The 17885-nt window shown below is 58.8% G+C and carries 14 protein-coding genes; 1 reads left to right on the top strand and 13 read right to left on the bottom strand.

The features are described from left to right. Nucleotides 1-11: 11 nt before the first annotated feature. From NZK35_RS04775 to NZK35_RS04720, 12 genes are all read right to left on the bottom strand, one after another. Nucleotides 12-1355: a TlpA family protein disulfide reductase gene (locus NZK35_RS04775; RefSeq protein WP_259631453.1), complete on the bottom strand. Its 1344-nt coding sequence runs from the start codon at nt 1353-1355 to the stop codon at nt 12-14. A gap of 50 nt (nt 1356-1405) precedes the next feature. Then, a complete protein-coding gene (locus tag NZK35_RS04770) occupies nt 1406-2881 on the bottom strand; it encodes a sulfatase family protein (protein ID WP_323379610.1) in 1476 nt (491 codons plus the stop codon). A 209-nt stretch (nt 2882-3090) separates the two neighbouring features. Continuing rightward, the gene (locus NZK35_RS04765) at nt 3091-3864 is read right to left on the bottom strand and encodes a cysteine hydrolase family protein (protein ID WP_259631452.1); all 774 of its coding nucleotides are present in this window, start codon (nt 3862-3864) and stop codon (nt 3091-3093) included. Between the two features lie 13 nt (nt 3865-3877). Continuing rightward, nucleotides 3878-5122, bottom strand: a complete 1245-nt coding sequence (locus NZK35_RS04760) for a Zn-dependent hydrolase (protein WP_407699766.1) — start codon at nt 5120-5122, stop codon at nt 3878-3880. Between the two features lie 19 nt (nt 5123-5141). Further along, on the bottom strand, nt 5142-7064 hold the full coding sequence (gene asnB / locus NZK35_RS04755) for an asparagine synthase (glutamine-hydrolyzing) (protein WP_259631450.1): 1923 nt from the start codon (nt 7062-7064) through the stop codon (nt 5142-5144). Between the two features lie 35 nt (nt 7065-7099). Next, nucleotides 7100-8179 (bottom strand): aspartate/ornithine carbamoyltransferase family protein, encoded by a 1080-nt coding sequence (locus NZK35_RS04750; protein WP_259631449.1) that lies wholly within the window; start codon nt 8177-8179, stop codon nt 7100-7102. 129 nt (nt 8180-8308) lie between these two features. Beyond that, nucleotides 8309-9796, bottom strand: a complete 1488-nt coding sequence (locus NZK35_RS04745) for a sodium:solute symporter family protein (protein WP_323379611.1) — start codon at nt 9794-9796, stop codon at nt 8309-8311. Between the two features lie 98 nt (nt 9797-9894). After that, nucleotides 9895-10497, bottom strand: a complete 603-nt coding sequence (locus tag NZK35_RS04740) for a hypothetical protein (RefSeq protein WP_259631447.1) — start codon at nt 10495-10497, stop codon at nt 9895-9897. 23 nt (nt 10498-10520) lie between these two features. After that, a complete protein-coding gene (locus NZK35_RS04735; protein ID WP_259631446.1) occupies nt 10521-10745 on the bottom strand; it encodes a hypothetical protein in 225 nt (74 codons plus the stop codon). A gap of 12 nt (nt 10746-10757) precedes the next feature. Next, entirely contained in the window at nt 10758-12521 is a 1764-nt protein-coding gene (locus NZK35_RS04730; protein ID WP_259631445.1) for a BCCT family transporter, read from the bottom strand. A gap of 144 nt (nt 12522-12665) precedes the next feature. Next, entirely contained in the window at nt 12666-13502 is an 837-nt protein-coding gene (locus tag NZK35_RS04725) for an SAM-dependent methyltransferase (RefSeq protein ID WP_259631444.1), read from the bottom strand. After that, a complete protein-coding gene (locus NZK35_RS04720; RefSeq protein WP_259631443.1) occupies nt 13499-14326 on the bottom strand; it encodes a glycine/sarcosine N-methyltransferase in 828 nt (275 codons plus the stop codon). The genes NZK35_RS04725 and NZK35_RS04720 overlap by 4 nt, the downstream gene beginning before the upstream one ends. Before the next feature lie 292 nt (nt 14327-14618). Between NZK35_RS04720 and NZK35_RS04715 the strand changes: the two genes are divergently transcribed. Beyond that, nucleotides 14619-15140, top strand: a complete 522-nt coding sequence (locus tag NZK35_RS04715; protein ID WP_259631442.1) for a MarR family winged helix-turn-helix transcriptional regulator — start codon at nt 14619-14621, stop codon at nt 15138-15140. Between the two features lie 305 nt (nt 15141-15445). Here the strand turns inward: NZK35_RS04715 and NZK35_RS04710 are convergent, their stop codons facing one another. After that, nucleotides 15446-17614 carry a sulfatase family protein gene (locus NZK35_RS04710; protein ID WP_259631441.1) on the bottom strand — a complete coding sequence of 723 codons (2169 nt, stop codon included), beginning with the start codon at nt 17612-17614 and terminating at the stop codon, nt 15446-15448. Between the last annotated feature and the right edge of the window lie 271 nt (nt 17615-17885).

Below are 17885 nucleotides of genomic sequence, written 5' to 3'. Positions count from 1 at the left end.
GTGTCTAGCCTTCAGAGACCGCTTTTCCGAGTACGATCGACCAACTCACCTATGCGGCGTTCGAGTTCTTCCGCGGAATCGAATCCCACCTTGTAATCGACCACCGTTCCGTTGCGATCGACAAAGAAGGTCGTCGGGTAAGCACCGACGAAGTAGGCTTTCGAAGCGACCTCCCCACCGCCGACCACGATCGGATGCTCCAGCTTGTTCTGCCTCGCAAACTTGGCTACCGCGTCAGACGCCTCGTCATATCCGTTGACCGCGACGACTGCGAAACTGTCGCTGTACTTTTGATGCAATCGGGTGAGATGTGGGGCCTCTTGGCGACACGGTCCGCAAGCAACGCCCCAGAAGGTCACCAAACCTGGCCGTCCATCAAGAAACCGTCTCAGTTCCAAACGATCACCGCCCACCCGATCCAACTCGAAATTGGGAACCGGATGCCCCATCAATTTCTCCGGCGCTCCACCTCCCGGCGAATGGGCGTAGCTGATCTGTTCGAATCCCAATTCACGCGCCAGCTTCATCGCCGGCGAGGGACGATATTGTTTTCGCTGAGACTGAAGGAAATCAAACAGCGGACCATCTTTCACGTTCTCCGGAATCACCGGCGGACGCCGGGCATCAAAGATCTGTTCCACCAGCTCTCTGCCGGCGTCCGTACTTTGCACTCGGAAAAGGACCTTCTCCTTCTTCAACCCTGGTCCAACGGATTCAATCGCACCGCGAATCGCCGACTGAAGTTCTGGTGACAAATCCTTCTGCCGACCATCAATGGGTTGCTTGATCTCAACCACACAGTCGGCATTACCGATTGCGATCCGAGACAGCTTCGTGCCAAGCGGGTAGACGTTGACCAGCCGATCTTTCTTCACCGTCTCGATCACCGACTTGGTCTCGTTCCAATCTTTCAGCGGCTCGTAGAATTCGTCCCAGCTGACCGATGTATCCATCTCGACTGCGTTGACCGATCCGAAACCGGCTAGTTCGCAAAGCTGCTTGAGATGGTTTTTGATCTCCAATCGCGTCGGCCTTGCGATGTCACCGCCACGGTGGAATCGCACCATCAGTTTCAACGGACCAGCATCCGCATCGGCAAGCGTGCGCAATTCCGACACCAGCGACGTGGTGTCAAAGGCATCTGGGTCAAATTGAGAGCCAACCAGAAACGCGTTGCAGTTGACAACCGCATACGCTCTCGCCCCACCCGAAATCTCTCGACGTTGCACTTCGGTTTCGATCGGAGCCACGAAGAACTGTGGCGGCTTGGCTTGCTCCGCGTCAGCCTCCGCGTTCACAACACAAGCCAAAGCAAAACAAAAAACCGCAGTCCCAATCGCAAGCTGTTTCATCATCAATCCTCACCTACGAAGACGAAAGCCAAACGCCACCCACCCCAATCGACCTATCGGGTGTTGCGTCTCTTACCCTTGGCTCGTTTCCCATCCCCTTGCTTTGCCTTCTTTTCCCGTTGGCGATAGGCTTCATAAGCTTCCTCGCGGGACATGCCTTTGTACCTGCCTTGATGCAGGATCGCGTCGAGCTCGGTTTGGATTCCCTGGTCACCTTGCGATTTCATCCAATCGGTCAACTCGCCCTTCAATCGCGACACGATTTTGGCGTATTTAGGATCGTCGACAATGTTATTCATTTCCAAGGGATCGGTTTCACAATCGAACAGCTCAAACTCGGGTCGGTAGTGATACTTTTGGACCAGTTCGGCTGCTCGGGCATCACCGGCCTGAGCGGCTTGGATCATGGATTGAAAGTAGTCTGCCTTGGTGCAGGCGTTGGTAAACTTCGTTTCGTGGTTCAGGTTCCAAACCAACCGATAACGCCAACCTCGCACGGTGCGGATGGCGAACGCATCGCTGCCATTGATGATGCCTCGCGTCGTCATGATGCCGTAAGCAAACTTTTTGTGCGTGTCGGCTTGGCCGGTCAGTACGGGCACAAAGCTCTTGCCGTCCAAGACGTCCGCAGGCGTCCCTCCGGCGGCTTCGACAAACGTCGGCGCCACGTCGACGTATTCCACCATCGCATCAGTCACCGAACCGGCTTTCACGTGACCCGGCCAACGAACGATCATTGCCGACTGAAGCCCATTGCCGTAGCACGTCCACTTGGCAAAGGGGAACGAATTGCCCTGCTCGGATACCACCACAACGAGCGTGTTGTCACGCATCTTGTGCTTGTCGATCAATTCCAAGATCTGTCCGACTTGGCTGTCATAATACGTGATCTCGGCCAGATAGCGGCTGAAGGTTTCCCGCATCACGGGAGTGTCCGCCAGATACGGCGGCAACTCCACTTGTTCCGGCGGATAGCGTGAGGCGTCGCCCTTGTTCCAGGGCGAATGCGGTTCATTGGAGCAGGCAAATAAACAAAACGGAGTGGAAGACTCACCGCACTGGGAAAGCAATTGATCGACCGCTTCCATGTCGGGGTTGTTGCTCTTGCCGCTGTACTCGAAGGGAAAAACGTCTTTCGGGCCGATGTGCGTCTTGCCCGACAATGCGACGCGATACCCCAAGGGTTTCAGAGTGTGGACGATGCTTTTCGTCCCTTGCTCGGCAAACGTGTGGTTCGGGTACGCTCCCGATTTGACCGGGTACAGACCGGTGTAAATGTTGTGTCGGGTCGGCGAGCACATCGGCGCGGCCTGAAAACAGCGCGTGAACTTCATGCCCTGTTCGGCCAAGCCATCGAGGTGGGGCGTGTGCGCCTGGCCGCCATAACATCCGATGTCACGAAAGGTGCAGTCGTCGGCGATGATGAAGACCAGGTTCGGGCGTGCCGTGGCCGCATCAATCGGCGTCGTTTGCATCAATGCGATGGCCACAAACGCAGCGATCGCGATCAGTTTGGTGGAAAAATGCATGATTCGGTCGCGAGGGGGGAACTGCGAAATCGAAGGGCATCGAATGCCTGACAGGCCCGATTGTAATCGATCGTTCCGATCGTCGAGTGTGCCATGACGGCGGCATGCTGCCAGATTGCGGACGCACCGCGGTCAGGCAACAACCTCTTCGTTCGATCAGCAATTCACCGCGTTTCGTGCTGCAGCGGGTTCGCAATCCGTGGTGTGGGTCAAGCATCCACCGGTGTTTCTGAGGGCAGCGCCGTGCGGATGGTCTTCAAGACGTCCGACAAACGCGCCACGCGGGCGTAGCGGTCGCACAATGTCGCCAAGGACGCTTCATGCAACTCCGGCGTCACCGTCGCGCAGCAGTCTTCGACGACGGTCACCAAGTATCCCAGGTCACAGGCGTCGCGGACGGTCGTTTCCACGCACTCGTTCGTGTACACACCGACGACCATCAGCGACTCAATCCCCATGTTATTCAAGACATAATGCAGATTGGTCGACGAGAACACTCCGCTGGCCGTTTTGTTGATCACAATCTCGTCCCGCTCTTCGTCCGGCGCCACCATCTCCAAAAAGTCCGCGTCACGTGACCCCGGTGCGGCCAGCAATCCCAACCGGCGATGCCCTTTGCTGCGGTCACGACCGTCACGTGTCAGTGCCTGAATACGCGTGTGAATCACTTCCAATTGGCGAGTGCGGAACGCATCCTGCAACCGTCTCACGTTTGGCAGCACCAGCCGGTCGAGTCGGTCGAAATAGTATTCCTGGGCCTCCAACGGAACGCCGCTGTTTTCGGCATCACGAAAGACTCCGTGCCCTCGTGCCGCGTCCAGGTACTGGATATCGATGCACAGCAGCGCCGTGTGCCCCTCGACCAGCAATTCCTGCCGCTCGGGATTGTCGACGATGGCCTCGTGATAGACATCCCGAAGCGGATCGACGTGGGAGGGATCGAGCAACGGGGAAGCGTACGGTTCGTTTTCGTCTCGGTTCATGGGTCGTGTTTCGTCAGTTCGTTGAAATCGATTTGGCCAGATCCATCAGGGAGTACAGCATCAGGTTTGCCCCGGCTTCAATGTCCGTCCAGGCGGTCCATTCGGCCGGCGAATGGCTCTGTCCATTCTTGCTGGGAACAAAAATCATGCCAACCGGAACCATACTACCCATGATTTGCGCGTCGTGGGCCGCCCCGCTATGCATTTGCAGATGCGTCAGTTCCAACTGTTCGGCTTGGCGGAGCAACCGTTTGACGATCCCGGGGTCGGCGGCGACCGGCGGCAAGTAACTCTTTTGCTGAAATTCGAACATCAGGTTCCGGCGACGAGCGATGGCCGAAAGCGCTTTGCGAAACGCGTTGCCCAGATCGGCCAGGATTTCCGGACTGGTGTCCCGCACGTCCAGCGAAAACTCGACGATCCCCGGAACCGTGTTCGCCGCACCCGGTAAAATCTGCGCCTTGCCGATCGTGGCGCGGCTTCGCGCGCTGCCGTTTTCGTCCAAGATCCGGGGGATGGCGGAGGCAAAGTCGGCCAAGCCCATGAAGGCGTCGTGTCGCATCTCCATCGGCGTCGTTCCGGCGTGATTCGCTTCGCCCTTCAGACAGACCGACCAGGTAAACAATCCGGTGATCTCGTCGACAATTCCCACCGATTTTTGACCGCGATCGAGCACCGGGCCTTGCTCGATGTGCAACTCCAAATAGCTCGCAATCGTCTCGGGATCGCGCGCCGCATCGAGCGCACCGCGGGGATCAAATCCATGCCGCCGCAGTTCGTCGCCCAGCAGAACGCCGTCCAAATCCGAGAGCGTTGCCAACACGTCGGGGTTCAATTGTCCGCAGACTGCCTGGGACCCGAACATCCCGCCGAATCGTCCTTCTTCGTCGCTGAACGCGATCAATTCAATCGTGCGTTCCGGCACGACGCCCTGCTCGTGAAGACAACGCAGACATTCCAAGGCGACGATGACGCCCAGCGTCCCATCCAACGCTCCGGCGCACGGCACCGTGTCGATGTGCGACCCGACCAAGATCCTCGGCTCGTCGGTCGACCCCGATAACTCGGCCGAAACATTCACGGCGCCGTCGGTTCGAGGCTCAAACCCGGCTTGTTCGATCCGATCCTTGAGCCAGCGTTTCCCCTCCATGTCCGCATCGGTGAACGCCATTCGGTAAATGCCACGATCGTCGCGACAGCGACCGATTTCGGCAAGTTCGTGGATGTCGTTTTTGATTCGTTCTAGGTTAACGCTCAAGTCCATGGAGTTCTCATCGTTAGTCGACCGTCGGCAGCGGCATGCCTTCGACGTACTGCCCCTGCAACATGTGCAGTTGCAACGCGTGGTTCATCAGAATGTCATTTCGACGCGCAATCGTGCCATCGGTTTCGCGCCATGCCTGGGAAATGAATTGATCAACACGTTCGTGGTTCAAGATCCCCAGCTCGTTCACGCGAGTCGGCGTCAACCAGTGATCGATCATCTCCTGCACGGCGTTTCGTTTGACGGGATCCGTGTGCGCCGGCGGTGCCATGAACGCGAACTTCTTTCGTTCGTAAAGTTCCTTGGGCAAGACGTTGACCATCGCTTCGCGCAACACCCATTTCTCGATGCCGTCACGGATGCGGATGTCCGGCGGAATTGTCACCGCGTACTCGGCCAGATGGTGGTCCAAGAACGCCGGTCGGGCTTCCATGCTATTGGCCATGTCCATTCGGTCGCCGCCCCAGGTCAGGATCTGGCCTTCCAGCATCGTCTTGCTCCAAGTGTATTGCGAGATGTCCAAACGGTGTCTGCCGCGAACCTGTTCGGGGTCAATCGCCGCGGCGACTTCGGCGACCGGGTCGTAGGTCTCCAACAAATCGATCAACTCGTCCGACAGCAGCGCACGCGCCGCACGCAGCGTCAGCATCCAGGGCTGAATCCACGACGGCGTAAAACCACACAGATCTTGCCAAGCCGGGTGCAACTGGTCCTCTTCGGCCAAGATGGCTCCGGCAAAAAGCCCCCCTTCCCCTTTTTCGCGTCCCAGCCAATCACGTTTGAAGAACGGATAGCCGCCGAACAATTCATCGGAGCCTTCACCGGTGATGACCGCCTTGTAGTTGCAGGCCCGGACGCGTCGGCTCATGTGCCACTTCGCCACCGCCAGGGTGTTGTAAAACGTCCGCTCGGCGTGCCACGTCGCCCGCTCGAACGCCGGCCCGTAGAGTTCCTTTTCCGTCAACCGCAACAACTCTTGCTCCGCACCGGTACGCTCGGCCATTAACTTGGCGATGTTCGATTCGTCGTATTCATCACTGTCAAATGCGATCGTGAACGCCTTGACCGGCGATTGCTGCAGCGTCGTCGCCAGCCCCAAAATCGAACAACTGTCGATGCCGCCGGACAGGTAACAGCCCACCGGCACGTCGGCCTCCAAGCGAGTGGCGACCGCGTCGATCAAGCGGTCCTGAACGCCCTGGACATACTCCTGTGGATCGGCACCCGATTCGTGAGACGTCGGAAATTCCAGATCCCACCAACGCTTCGATTCGGTCACCAATCGATCGCCCACGCGTTGGACGATTAGCATGTGGCCGGGCTGTAGCGCTTGAACGCCTTCGAACGCCGTCGTTCCGGGAACCATGACCTGCATCATCTGGTGAATCGCAGCCTTGGGACACAGTCGCGGAACGACACTGGGGTGTTTGAGGATCGACTTGACCTCCGATCCCCACACCACTCCATCGTCCTTGACGGCGTAGTACAGCGGTTTGATGCCGAATCGATCTCGGATCAGAATCAAACGTTTCTCGCGATGGTCGTACAAGACGATCGCAAATTCTCCACGCAACCGTTCGACGAAGGACAAGCCGTGCCGGAGATACAACGGCAGCGTGATCGCACTGTCGCTCTTTCCGTCACTGACGAGCGACTGGCACGCCAGTCGAGTTCGTTCGCGTTTGTAACCATACAGTTCACCGTTGACCGTGACCGCGTAGTCACCGTCGCTGGTCTCGATCGGTTGGTGCCCGTGATCCAAGCCGATGATCGACAGACGGGTGTGCCCGAGGGCGAGACCTTGGTCGAGGAAAAACTTGCTGCCCCGTTCGTCGGGGCCGCGGTGGTCCAAGACGTCCAACATTTGGTCCAGCGTGAAACGCAGCTCGCGCTCGTTCGTCCGCGCGGGATTCCAAAATCCAGTGATTCCGCACATGGGTGCCTTCCGTATTAATCTCTATCGTGGTGTCGTTAGCAAAGTTCCGAAATCCGGTCCAGCCGATTCAGGACGGAGGCCAACACGGCTTGCCGGACGAACACGGCGCCCGCGGCTTGGGCGAAATAAAGGTTGTGTTCGGTTTCGTCCAAATCCTCGGATAGCTCCTCGTTGCGGGCAAGCGGATGCATGATCACCGCACCCGGTTGCAACTTGCACGACGCGTCCAACGCGTACCGGCTGTCCAAATTCCGGTAACTGTCACCGAGAAACGCGATCGAGTTGACATAGACGACGTCCAGCGTGGGCAAGACGTCTTGAACGTCATTGGTGATCTCGATCGGAATCGGCGACTCTTCGATCGGCTCAGTCAAATCCAACCCGACCGGGTCGGCCATCTCGGAAACCAACGTGATTTTGGAGACCGCATCGACGAACATCAGCGACAGACGCAGAAAACTCTTGACCGCTCGCATCGATCCCGGCGTGCCGACGATCCCCAAATGAATCTTCTTGTCGTTCGGGCACGACGGGTCGCTCAACTCCGGCCGCCATTTCAGCAACGTGTACCAGTCCAGCAATGCCTGCGTCGGATGGTGACCGCTGCCGTTGCCGGCATTGATCAGCGGACGCTCGAGATTCTTTTGAATCTCCTCGACACTTTCGGTTTCAGGATGCCGCATGATGACGACATCGCCGTAGGTATTGAACATCTCGCCGATGTCGGCCAACGACTCCCCCTTGGCGATGCCGGTGACTTGCCCGTCGGGAACCGATAGGACCTTTCCGTCCAATCGAAGCACCGCGCTTTCGAACGACAATCGCGTCCGTGTGCTCGCTTCGAAAAACGCCGTGATCGCGATTTTCCCGTCCAGCGGCTTCTTCATCTCCACGTTCCGCGTTTCCAACAACGCGGCCAACTGGGCGATCGCCACCACGGTCTCGCGGTCGAATTGCCGCGGATTGACGATCGACGTGCCGGCAAGCTTGGCAAGCGTCTCCCAGTCGACTTGCATGTCGGTGTGGGTGAGCAGATCCTTGGGATCCAACTTGCGGCCTTTCGAATTGGTCGCGAACTCCGTCAACGCACGGCGCCTTTGTGTCGTGTTCATCATCTGTACGGGTCTACCAGATTCTTTTTTCTTTAAAGTCGAGGATCCAAAACACAATGAGTGCCGCCGCACCCACGCCACATAGCGTAAGTCCACCCACCACAATCAACTCCAGAAACCAGAGGGGGAACATCATCGCGTTTCACCTCCGCTGGAAATATCTCCAACCATACCAATTCGTTCACTGGGGTCGATGGGGCCGTCTTCCGGTCGGGCCGCAAGCGGCGGACCGGGCAAATGAGACAACGATCGGAAATCAAAGTCATCGGGGTACAAATACATCCCGATGAAAAATACCAGCCCCGATGTCGCCGCTCCGACCAGCGAGGCGACAAACCAACCGATCATAAAGTACGCCACCAACCCGATTGACGTGCCGACCACCATCGCCATACAGGCCGCGATCGGACTGGATCGACGAAAATACAGGCCACCGACAATCGGCCAAATGCAACTGCCCACCATCGGTCCGGCAAAAAACAAAACCGTCGCAAGGGTGCCGATATTGGGATAAGCGACGCACCACGTGACTACCCCCAACCCAATGATCGCGAACAACGACCAACGCCGTTTGACCGGGTCGGTGGCAGGCGTGCCACTGATCCGCTTCGCCAGCGGTTCGGCGATGTCGTTGACGACCAGGTCGCTCGTCGCAGCCAACAAGCTATCGATGCTCGATGCCAGTGAGCAAAACACCACCACGAACACCAGCAACGCGCCTCCGGTGCCCAGCAGCGTGGCAGCCACCAACGGGCCGACCGTGTCGGGTTGACTGACCCCGATCCCCAGCGCCGGGGCGGCCAGACCCAAAAAACCGGCGACGATCGGAACCGGCAACCACAGCAATCCGCCCAATAAATAGGCCTTGGGTCCAACCCCTTCACGCATCGCAAACGCGCGGCTCCACCACACGTTGCTGTGAAAAATTTCTCCAAATCCAAACAGCATATTATTGAACAACGCCATCAATGCCGCCGGAAACAGGATCGACAACAGCATCGGTCGATCGTCTTGCAACTGTTGATGAACGTCCGCAATGTCAACATGCAGCAGCACCGCAATCGCGACGACGACCAGCCCGATCAGGATGATGATGCTTTGCACAAAGTCGGTGCCGATGACCGCATACATGCCGCCGAAAAGCGTGTATAGCACACAAACCGCTAACACGACCGTCATCCCGACTTCATACGGAATGCCCGAGAGCGCGTTGAGCAATTTGCCGCCCGCCATCGCCATCGAGATCAACCACGTCATTGCGTAGAACAGCGAGATGATCAGAAACGGGATCGATCCCAGACGCCCGTACCGACGCCGGACAAACTCCACCGCCGTGTAGCCGTGTGGCATCAAGCGGCGAATCCTGCCGCTCAGCGGAGCAAACGCGAACAATCCGAAACTGGCCGTCGAGTACGCCAACGCACCCCAAATGCCCAGTTGCAGCGCGAACTGCGGCGCCAGCATCGTCGTGTTGGAGGTCACCCAAGTGGCCACCGCCGTCGCCGTGCCAAGGGCCAATCCGACGTTCCGGCCCGCCACGGCAAATCCGTCATACGACGTCGCCCGGCGGCCCCACCAGATGCCCAGCCCGATCCATGCCACTCCGAACAGCAGCAGCATCACATACCCGGCTTCCGGGCTGAGGATGCGGCCGGCATCAACCGATTGAGAAAACAACAAGATGGCAAAGATTCCTTCGGCCCAACCGTCTGCGGTCATCATGATTCCCCACCCGACTCGACCTCGGTTTGCAACATCGACGTGCGATCGTCGCCGCCGGTTGCGATCTGTTTTTCGATCCAACGGCCTCGCAGGATCACAAAGCCGATTCCGCCAACAACGATTGCTCCGATTGCAAAGAGGGCCAGGGAGGGAGCCAGCCGCCAATGTTCGACCGTTGCCACGGCCTCCGCGGACGTCGCAAGGATTTCTCCGTCATCGCCGATCGCCTCGACGTAAAAACGGTAGACCCCGTCGCTCAACCCGGACTGAAACGATTTGGTCGCCACGCCCTGATACGCGATCTGATCGGCACGGTCGCGGACGCGGTACAACGCCGCCCCTTCCACCGCCGACCACTCCAGCGTGAAGTAGCCTTCGCGCGAGACGCCCAACTGGGTTTCGACAAACGCCAACGCGGGCGGCGACTCCGACTCGGGCTCGGCCGCCATCGCAACCGAGCCCCAAACCATCATCGAAGATCCGATCAGCAACACCGCCGCCGCGACCGCGCGACGCAGCAGCGGGCAGGTGAGTGCCCGATCACCGCGGCGCGTTCGGCGAGTTCGGCGAGTTCGGCGAGTGTTGAATTGACCTAACATCCACATCGAATCGGATTTCTCGTCTAGCGGCGTCGCATGCGTTTAAGCCAATAGTCGACACCCATCTCGTTGATGGGGTCGCCGTCCAAGCAGACGGCGATTTTCTCCGTCCCGTCGGCGACATTTTCCAGCTGCTTCGCGGCCGCTTCGCCGCTTTTGGCATCCACCGGAAACGACTCCAGCACGGTGCCGTCGCCGTCGATCTGCTTGACTTCGTAAGTTTTGTGTAGTGAATCTGACCATTCCATCGTCATGTCTCCCTAGGAGGAAAGTGGTGAGGAAGAGATTCGAGAATCTCTGTGAAGCGAAGTCACTAACCCATAACAGGCCAGCAACAAGACAAACGTCAAGGGAAGTGCGGCCGCAATCGATGCGGCCTGCAATGCGTCCAGGCCTCCGCCATAAAGCAGTGCAGCGGCGACCAGCCCTTCACTGATCGCCCAGAACAGTCGCGTTCCGACGGGTGGATTTCGAGACCCGCCCGACGCGATGATATCGATCACCATCGACGCAGAATCCGACGAGGTGACGAAGAAGAGAACGATGCAGAGCGTGGCGATGCCGATCGCGACCGTTTGAATCACAACGAAGGGAAACAATCCCTCCAGCATGACAAACAAAACTGTCGGCAACGTATCGACCTTCGACCGCCCGTCCGGAGTAACGATTGCTGCTTGGTAGTATTCAACCGCCGTCAAGGGTTGCTGCTCACGCTTGAACTCGCCCGACGCGAGCCGAGCCCATTTGCCCGTCGGGCCGACTTCACCGACCCAGTACTTCGGCAGCTCGCGGCCGGGATCATAGTCCGCATCGCTCGACAAGCGTTCCACATGGTCGGTGTATTGACGCAGCGTCGTCGTGCCGAACGCGGTCAGCCAGGCAATGCCCACCGCGGTGGGAACCAGCAACACGCCGATCACGAACTCCTTGATCGTCCGCCCGCGGGAAATGCGGGCGATGAACATCCCGACAAACGGCGACCATGAAATCCACCACGCCCAGTAGAACACGGTCCAGCCGTTGACCCACGTTTGTGACTGCTCGTTGAACGCCCCGGTTCTCAACGAATTAAAAGGCAGCGTTTGCAGGTAGGCGCCGGTGTTTTCGATCGCGGCACCCAGGTACGTGAACACGCCGACGCCCAACACCACCATCGTCATCAACGTCGCCGCGAGCACCAGGTTCAACTCGCTCAAACGCCGAATCCCGCCGTGCAATCCGACGACCACCGACGCGGTTGCCATCGCGGTGATCCCGGCGATCAATGTCATCTGCACACCGATGCCCGAACCGATCCCGAACAGGTGCGACAGCCCGGCGTTGACCTGCTGGGCTCCGATCCCCAATGACGTGGCCACACCGGTCAACGTCGAAACGATCGCCAGGATGTCGATCAGATCGCCCAGCCGCCCCCAAACTCGATCGCCGAAGACCGGGTACAACAACGACCGAAAACTCAGTGGCAACCCCCGACGAAAACCACTGTAGGCGAGCGCCAGGCCGACAACGCAGTAGAGCGCCCAGGGGTGAAGCCCCCAGTGAAAAATGGTGACCGCCATCGAGAGTCGTGACTGGTCCAGTCCATCGGCAAAACCCGGCGGCGTGGTTTCGTAATGGATGATCGGTTCCGCCACACTGAAAAACAATAACCCAATGCCCATGCCGGCACTGAATAACATGGCGAACCACGACCCCCGGCGGAACTCCGGCGACTCGTCATCACGCCCTAGTCGAATCTGTCCGTACTTGCCCAGCGCCAGCCAAATCGCAAAGCCAAAAAAGAACGCCATCGAGGCGACATAGAGCCATCCGAAATGGACCGCGATCGTCTTGCGCACAGCAACAAACGCATCCTGCAACTCGTTGGCAGGCCACACGAAACACAGCAAGGCGACCGCCAACACGATCGCAGCACTTGATAGAAAAACGACCGGATGCATCTCAAAGTGCGGACCGATCACCACGCGCGGCATCTGCTCGGCACGGGGTGTGGTGGGGCGTTGAGAAGTGGTCGTATGGCTCAAGAATCAATTGGTGAAGGAAATGGAACGTGCCTGAAATTGGGGGACTGCAGTGACCTGTCGCCGCAGTGGTCCGCTAAACTCAGCATAGCGCGGAAAAGAGGTCTCGGGTCGAGCCCACTTCCTTTCCGCTGATTGCTTACCGGCTTACGGCTTACCGAACAGAAACACGCCCCAGCTCAGGTGTCCTTTTCGGCCTCCATCGACCCAGTGCCGGAGCCCCGATTTCATGCGTTCCAAGTACTCGTCGGAAATCTTGCCGCTTAAGTCCGACTGACGATCCTCAGTCACGCTGAGCACACGCGAGTAGTGATTGACAAGCTGATCGGTCAGCTCCTCAAAGCCCAAGTCTTTCCAACCCAAATCTCGCGCGACGCCTTGATAGAACTTTGGCGAACCGAGGTCGGCCAAGTGGATCCGCGCCAGAATGTGATCTAGCACACCGTCGGGGCAATCGTTCGACTGCATCGGATCGGTAAAGACGAATCGTCCGCCGGGCTTCAAGACCCGATCCACCTCGCCCAAGACGCGCGGCCGATTGCCCGCGTGCAAGATGGCGTCCTGCGACCAGGCGGCGTCAAACCTGCCGCCCTCAAACGGCAGCTCTTCAAAACTGCCGTCGACGACATCGATCCGGTCGGCCACACCGGCCTGCTCATTGAGCCGACGATTGCGCGCGTTCTCTGTCTCCGACAGGTTGACACACACCACGCGACAACCAAAGCGCTCCACCATCCGCCGCGCCGCACCGCCATATCCCGACCCGACGTCGACCACCGTTGAGTGCTGGTCCAAATCGCCGATCCGCTCGAGCAAATGGTCGACCGTCCGCCGGCTGGCATCCTTGATCGGCTCATCGTCGGATTCATACAACCCGATATGAATGTCCTCGCCACCCCAGATCTCGGAGTAAAAATGATCCGCATCCGAACTGTTGTAATACTCCCGCGCGACCTGCGTGGCCGTCTCTGAACTCATGCTCATTGTGGCGTGCCCTCATATCTCTTCGACGCAACATGGACGAAGAAGTCCGGCTCGCGGTCGTGGTAAGTCTCCTGGAAATCACCGTACGTGTCCACCTTCTGGAAACCGACCTCTTGCATCAGCTCACGCGTGTAATTCTTGCGCAACGGAAACATGTTCAGGTGATAAACCGACCCGTCATCGAACGAGTACTGAAATCGCGCCAGCCCCTCGTCGACGTGCTCCGGCTCCGCCGAGACTTTTTCGCCACAGTAGTAATATTTATGCTTTGAGCTGAAACCGTGGTCGAGCATTTCGTCATAGTTTCGCTGGTCCAAAATCAAGACCCCGTCGTGAACCAACGCCGAATAGAACTCCGCCAACGCCTTCCGCCGGTCCCGCTCGTCAAACAGGTGCGTGAAGGAATTGCCCAGGCAGATCACGGCGTCAAAGCGGCCGTAAACGTCCCGATTCAGCCAACGCCAATCCGCCTGGACGGTCCGCAGCACGCGACCCCTCTGCCGGGCGTTTTCAAATGCCCTCGCGAGCATGTAGGGGCTGCCGTCAACGCTGACCACATCAAAACCGGCCTCAAGCAGCCGAACCGAGTGAAAACCGGTCCCGGTGGCCACGTCCAACACCCGCTTGACCCCGTGGGCCTTGAGCTGTTCGATGAAAAAATCCCCCTCCGATTCCCAGCGTTGCTGCCAGTCAATCAACTCATCCCACTTCTCCACGAACCCCCGGACATATTCATCGGTGTAGTTGTCCGTTGACCTAACCTCCGTGGGGTCGGATCCGTAGTCTTGGGATTTGTATTCGAGCAAGAATTCGTCGGGCGCCATGTGTCGTTGCCTTAGGAAAAAAATCGTCAACTTGCGGACGGACCGCTCTGGACGAGCGATCCAGGTTACCAGAAAGTGATTTGCGTTGAAAGCAGTTTTGCCTCCGGCGAGAGTCTATGAACGGCTGCCCGGTGACGTCAACCTCGCGTTTTTCCGCCGAATTGGACGCCTGAACCGGCCCTAAATTTCCCCGCAACGCCGATTGAGCTAAATTGAGTAGCGCCGGCGGAAGACGCGTTTTGTTTCATCAACTTGGGGACCGAAGCATTTGTTGACTCATGAGGACCAGATCGTGGCAGCGATCAGGCAGATCATTCGGGCGGTCGATCTGCATTCTCGGAAACTGGTCAACGGCCACGGGTTCACAGGCCCACAGCTGGCCGTATTGCAAGAAACCCAGCGTCTCGGCAATGCCTCCCCCAAAGCGATCGCCCGCGCGGTGCATCTCAGCCAAGCGACGGTGTCGGGCATCTTGCAGCGACTGGAACGGCGAGAGCTGATCCTGCGAAAGCCGAGCGCCAACGACAAACGCTCCGTCATGATCGAGATTTCACGGAAAGGCGAACAGGTCCTCCAGACTTCGCCCTCGCTGCTTCAAGACCGCTTTCGCGACGCGCTCTCGTCGCTGGAAGAGTGGGAGCGTTTGCAAATTCTTTCGACCCTACAACGCGTCGCCGGCCTGATGGACGCCGAACATCTCGAAGCGTCGCCCCACCTGACCCCTGGTGAAATCCCCGGCGACGAAGAGGAATTGCCCAATCCCCTGCCGCCCTCTGCGCCACCTTCCTCGATCAACCTGAACGGGTCTTGTTGACGCAAGACCCCGGCAGGTACCGACCGCCGCTCGCTCCGAATGTTTTTTGTTAGCGGAACGGCTTTGTTAGCGGAACGGCGCGAGCGGGCTGTCGATTTTGTGAGCCGCGACGCGTAAGCGGCCGGGCACAGCGACGTTGCCCGAGGCCTTACGGCCAACGGCTCACCATTGACTCAGCAGATCCAGACTAAAACGACAGCCCGCGAGCCGTCCGGTCGCAGCGGCAAAGCAGCTCGAAAGACCGGAGGGCTCGCGCCCTGCCGCTAACGAAAGACAGTTTGGCCCTATCGAACGTCGCCCAAAGCCTACGGTTCGATCAACCGAAGGGTCAGGTTTTGCAGGCTCCAGCTGCCGGCGGCTTCGACGCCGAAGTGCGGGCTGCTGTCCAATCGCAACGTCGCACCGGCCTGCAGCACCCCGATGTCGCTCAGCAAACCACTCTGGTCTTTGGCGTCCAGGTCGGCATCGACGCAGTAGATCGCCAACGGTGCCCCCTCGCCGACTCGGTAGAACCCGCCGCAGACACCGTCTTGCCCGGCCACGATCGCGGCGGATTCCACGATCACATCCCGATCAAATCGAATTTCGATGGCTTCGTGCTGATCGACTTTGCCCGGACGGCCGCCGCGGATCCCTAAGCCGACCGCACCCGCGCGGAACGCCGGCTCCGCGACCGCTTGTTTGCCCACAACGGCTTCCATCACCATCGTCAATGGCGCGTCTCCGACGTTGACCACCGTTTCAGCGACCGACTTGCCGTCGACCTGCCTGGCAACCGCCCCGTCGGCGTGCAAGTCGATCGTCGTTCGCTTCGTGGTCGCAATCGGCACCATGCGATGGCCGCCGGCGTTGCGATGCAATAACGCTTGCTCTGCCATGGAATGAATCAATGGCTGAAGCGTCTGGTCAGCGATCCGATCATTGGTTTCCCACTGGTCAACCGCCAAGTTGTACAGTTCATACGGGTGCGCTTGCCCGGCTCGCAACAGACGGGCATCAAAAAACAGTTTCCATTGCCCGTCATAGGTTGTGCCGTCGATCGTGGGCGAATCAAGACGCATGGCAACCGCGGCCGGGTCTGCCTTGGCTTCCTTGTGATCGTTGAAGAACAACGGCGGGCGGCCGGCGATCGATTCTCCACGCAGTGCAGCCAGGACGCTGAAACTGTCCTCGGCGCCTTTTTCACCGCGTCTCAGGTCTGGCAGGTCGGTACCGACGATTTCGGCGACGGTTGCATACAGATCCTGGAGCCCGATGGGCTGGTCAGAGGTTCGGCCGGGCGTCGTCGCATCACCGTCTCCGATGCCTCCCGCGGCCCACGCGGCGATGAAGGGGACGCGGTGGCCGCCTTCATAGACCGATCCCTTGTGCGATCGGAACGGTCCGGTCGCAATGTCACTGTTCTTTTCCGCGCCGTTGTCGCTGGTAAAGATCACCAGGGTGGTCTCAATCATCTTGCGGCCGGCGTCGCGTGGATCGTCGGTCCTTTCCAACCAGTCGAGCAATCGCCCCAGCGCCACGTCGTTCTCGTAAATAAAATCGTGCCGCGCGTCCATCGGATCGCCCGACTTCGTGCGCGCCGCCCCCGCGACCGGCTTGCCGTCAATCGATTGGTCCGGGGTGTAAGGTCCGTGATTGGAATTGGACGGGTAATACAAAAAGAATGGCTTGCTTGAGCCTCGGCCGGGTCGCGTCTGTCGCTGGAGAAACTCGATGGCGTGATCGGAGTGACGGCTGCCCAACTCGCTCAACACATACGCGGCCGGACCGTCGGTGGCGAGTTGTTTTCCGTTCGCCGTCGCAGCAATCGCGGTCCGACCATGAATGTGGCCCGGCCCGACGCTTTGCCGGGGGCCGTTGGGCTTCTTCGCTTTCTTTGCGCCCGCATCGGGTCCGGATGTTCCATGAGACCGTGACGTGAATCGGGCGAAATCAAAACCGTGGTCCAGTGGAGTGGTAAACAAGGGCTGACGCAAATCGGCATCGCTCCATTGGGCGGCTGGTGAACCGTCACTGCGTCGATACCGCAGCCCCACATGCCACTTGCCGACCAGCCCGGTCGAGTATCCCTGGTCGCGCAACATCGATGCGATCGTCGGTCGATCCGCTTCGATCATCGGGTCACCTTGGGCGCCGAACAACACCCAATACTTCAAACGATTGCGCCACGGATATCGCCCGGTCAGCAACCCGTACCGCGTCGGCGAACACCGCGAGGAAGGCGTGTGGGCATCGGTCATCCGCACCCCCATTCTTGCCAACCGTTCCATTTGTGGCGTGTGAACTTGGACGGCATCCCCGTTGCCGGTGAAATCCTGATACGCACTCGTGTCACCCATTCCCATGTCGTCGGCCATCATCAAGACGATGTTCGGCCGACGGGTTGCGTCATCGGCCAGCAACCCCACAGGTCGCAAGGGCTGATGAAGCGACAAACCGACGACCAAGACGAAAAGAAACGGGCTGACTTTCATGATCTATCCGCGACCGACACGTTACAAAACGTCGCATTGTAACCGCTGTCGCTGCGCCCTTTGGCCGTCCCGAATTTATTTTAGCGAACCCGCGAATCGATTCGTGATCACGCGCCGAGCCTGCCGACTGACGAAACTCGACGTTGCGATCCCGTGCCAGGAAATCCTTCAGATCCCCTGACTCTAACGTTTTTTCATGTATTGAATTGTCATTCACGGCACCCTCCCGCGTGGAGGTCGTGCAGTTTTAGAGTCACCCTCCTGGCAGGAG

This window comes from Stieleria sedimenti (genome assembly GCF_025060895.1).
Classification (GTDB): domain Bacteria; phylum Planctomycetota; class Planctomycetia; order Pirellulales; family Pirellulaceae; genus Stieleria; species Stieleria sedimenti.
The sequence above is the reverse complement of the archived record's forward strand: the minus strand, read 5'-3'. Positions and strand labels throughout refer to the sequence as shown.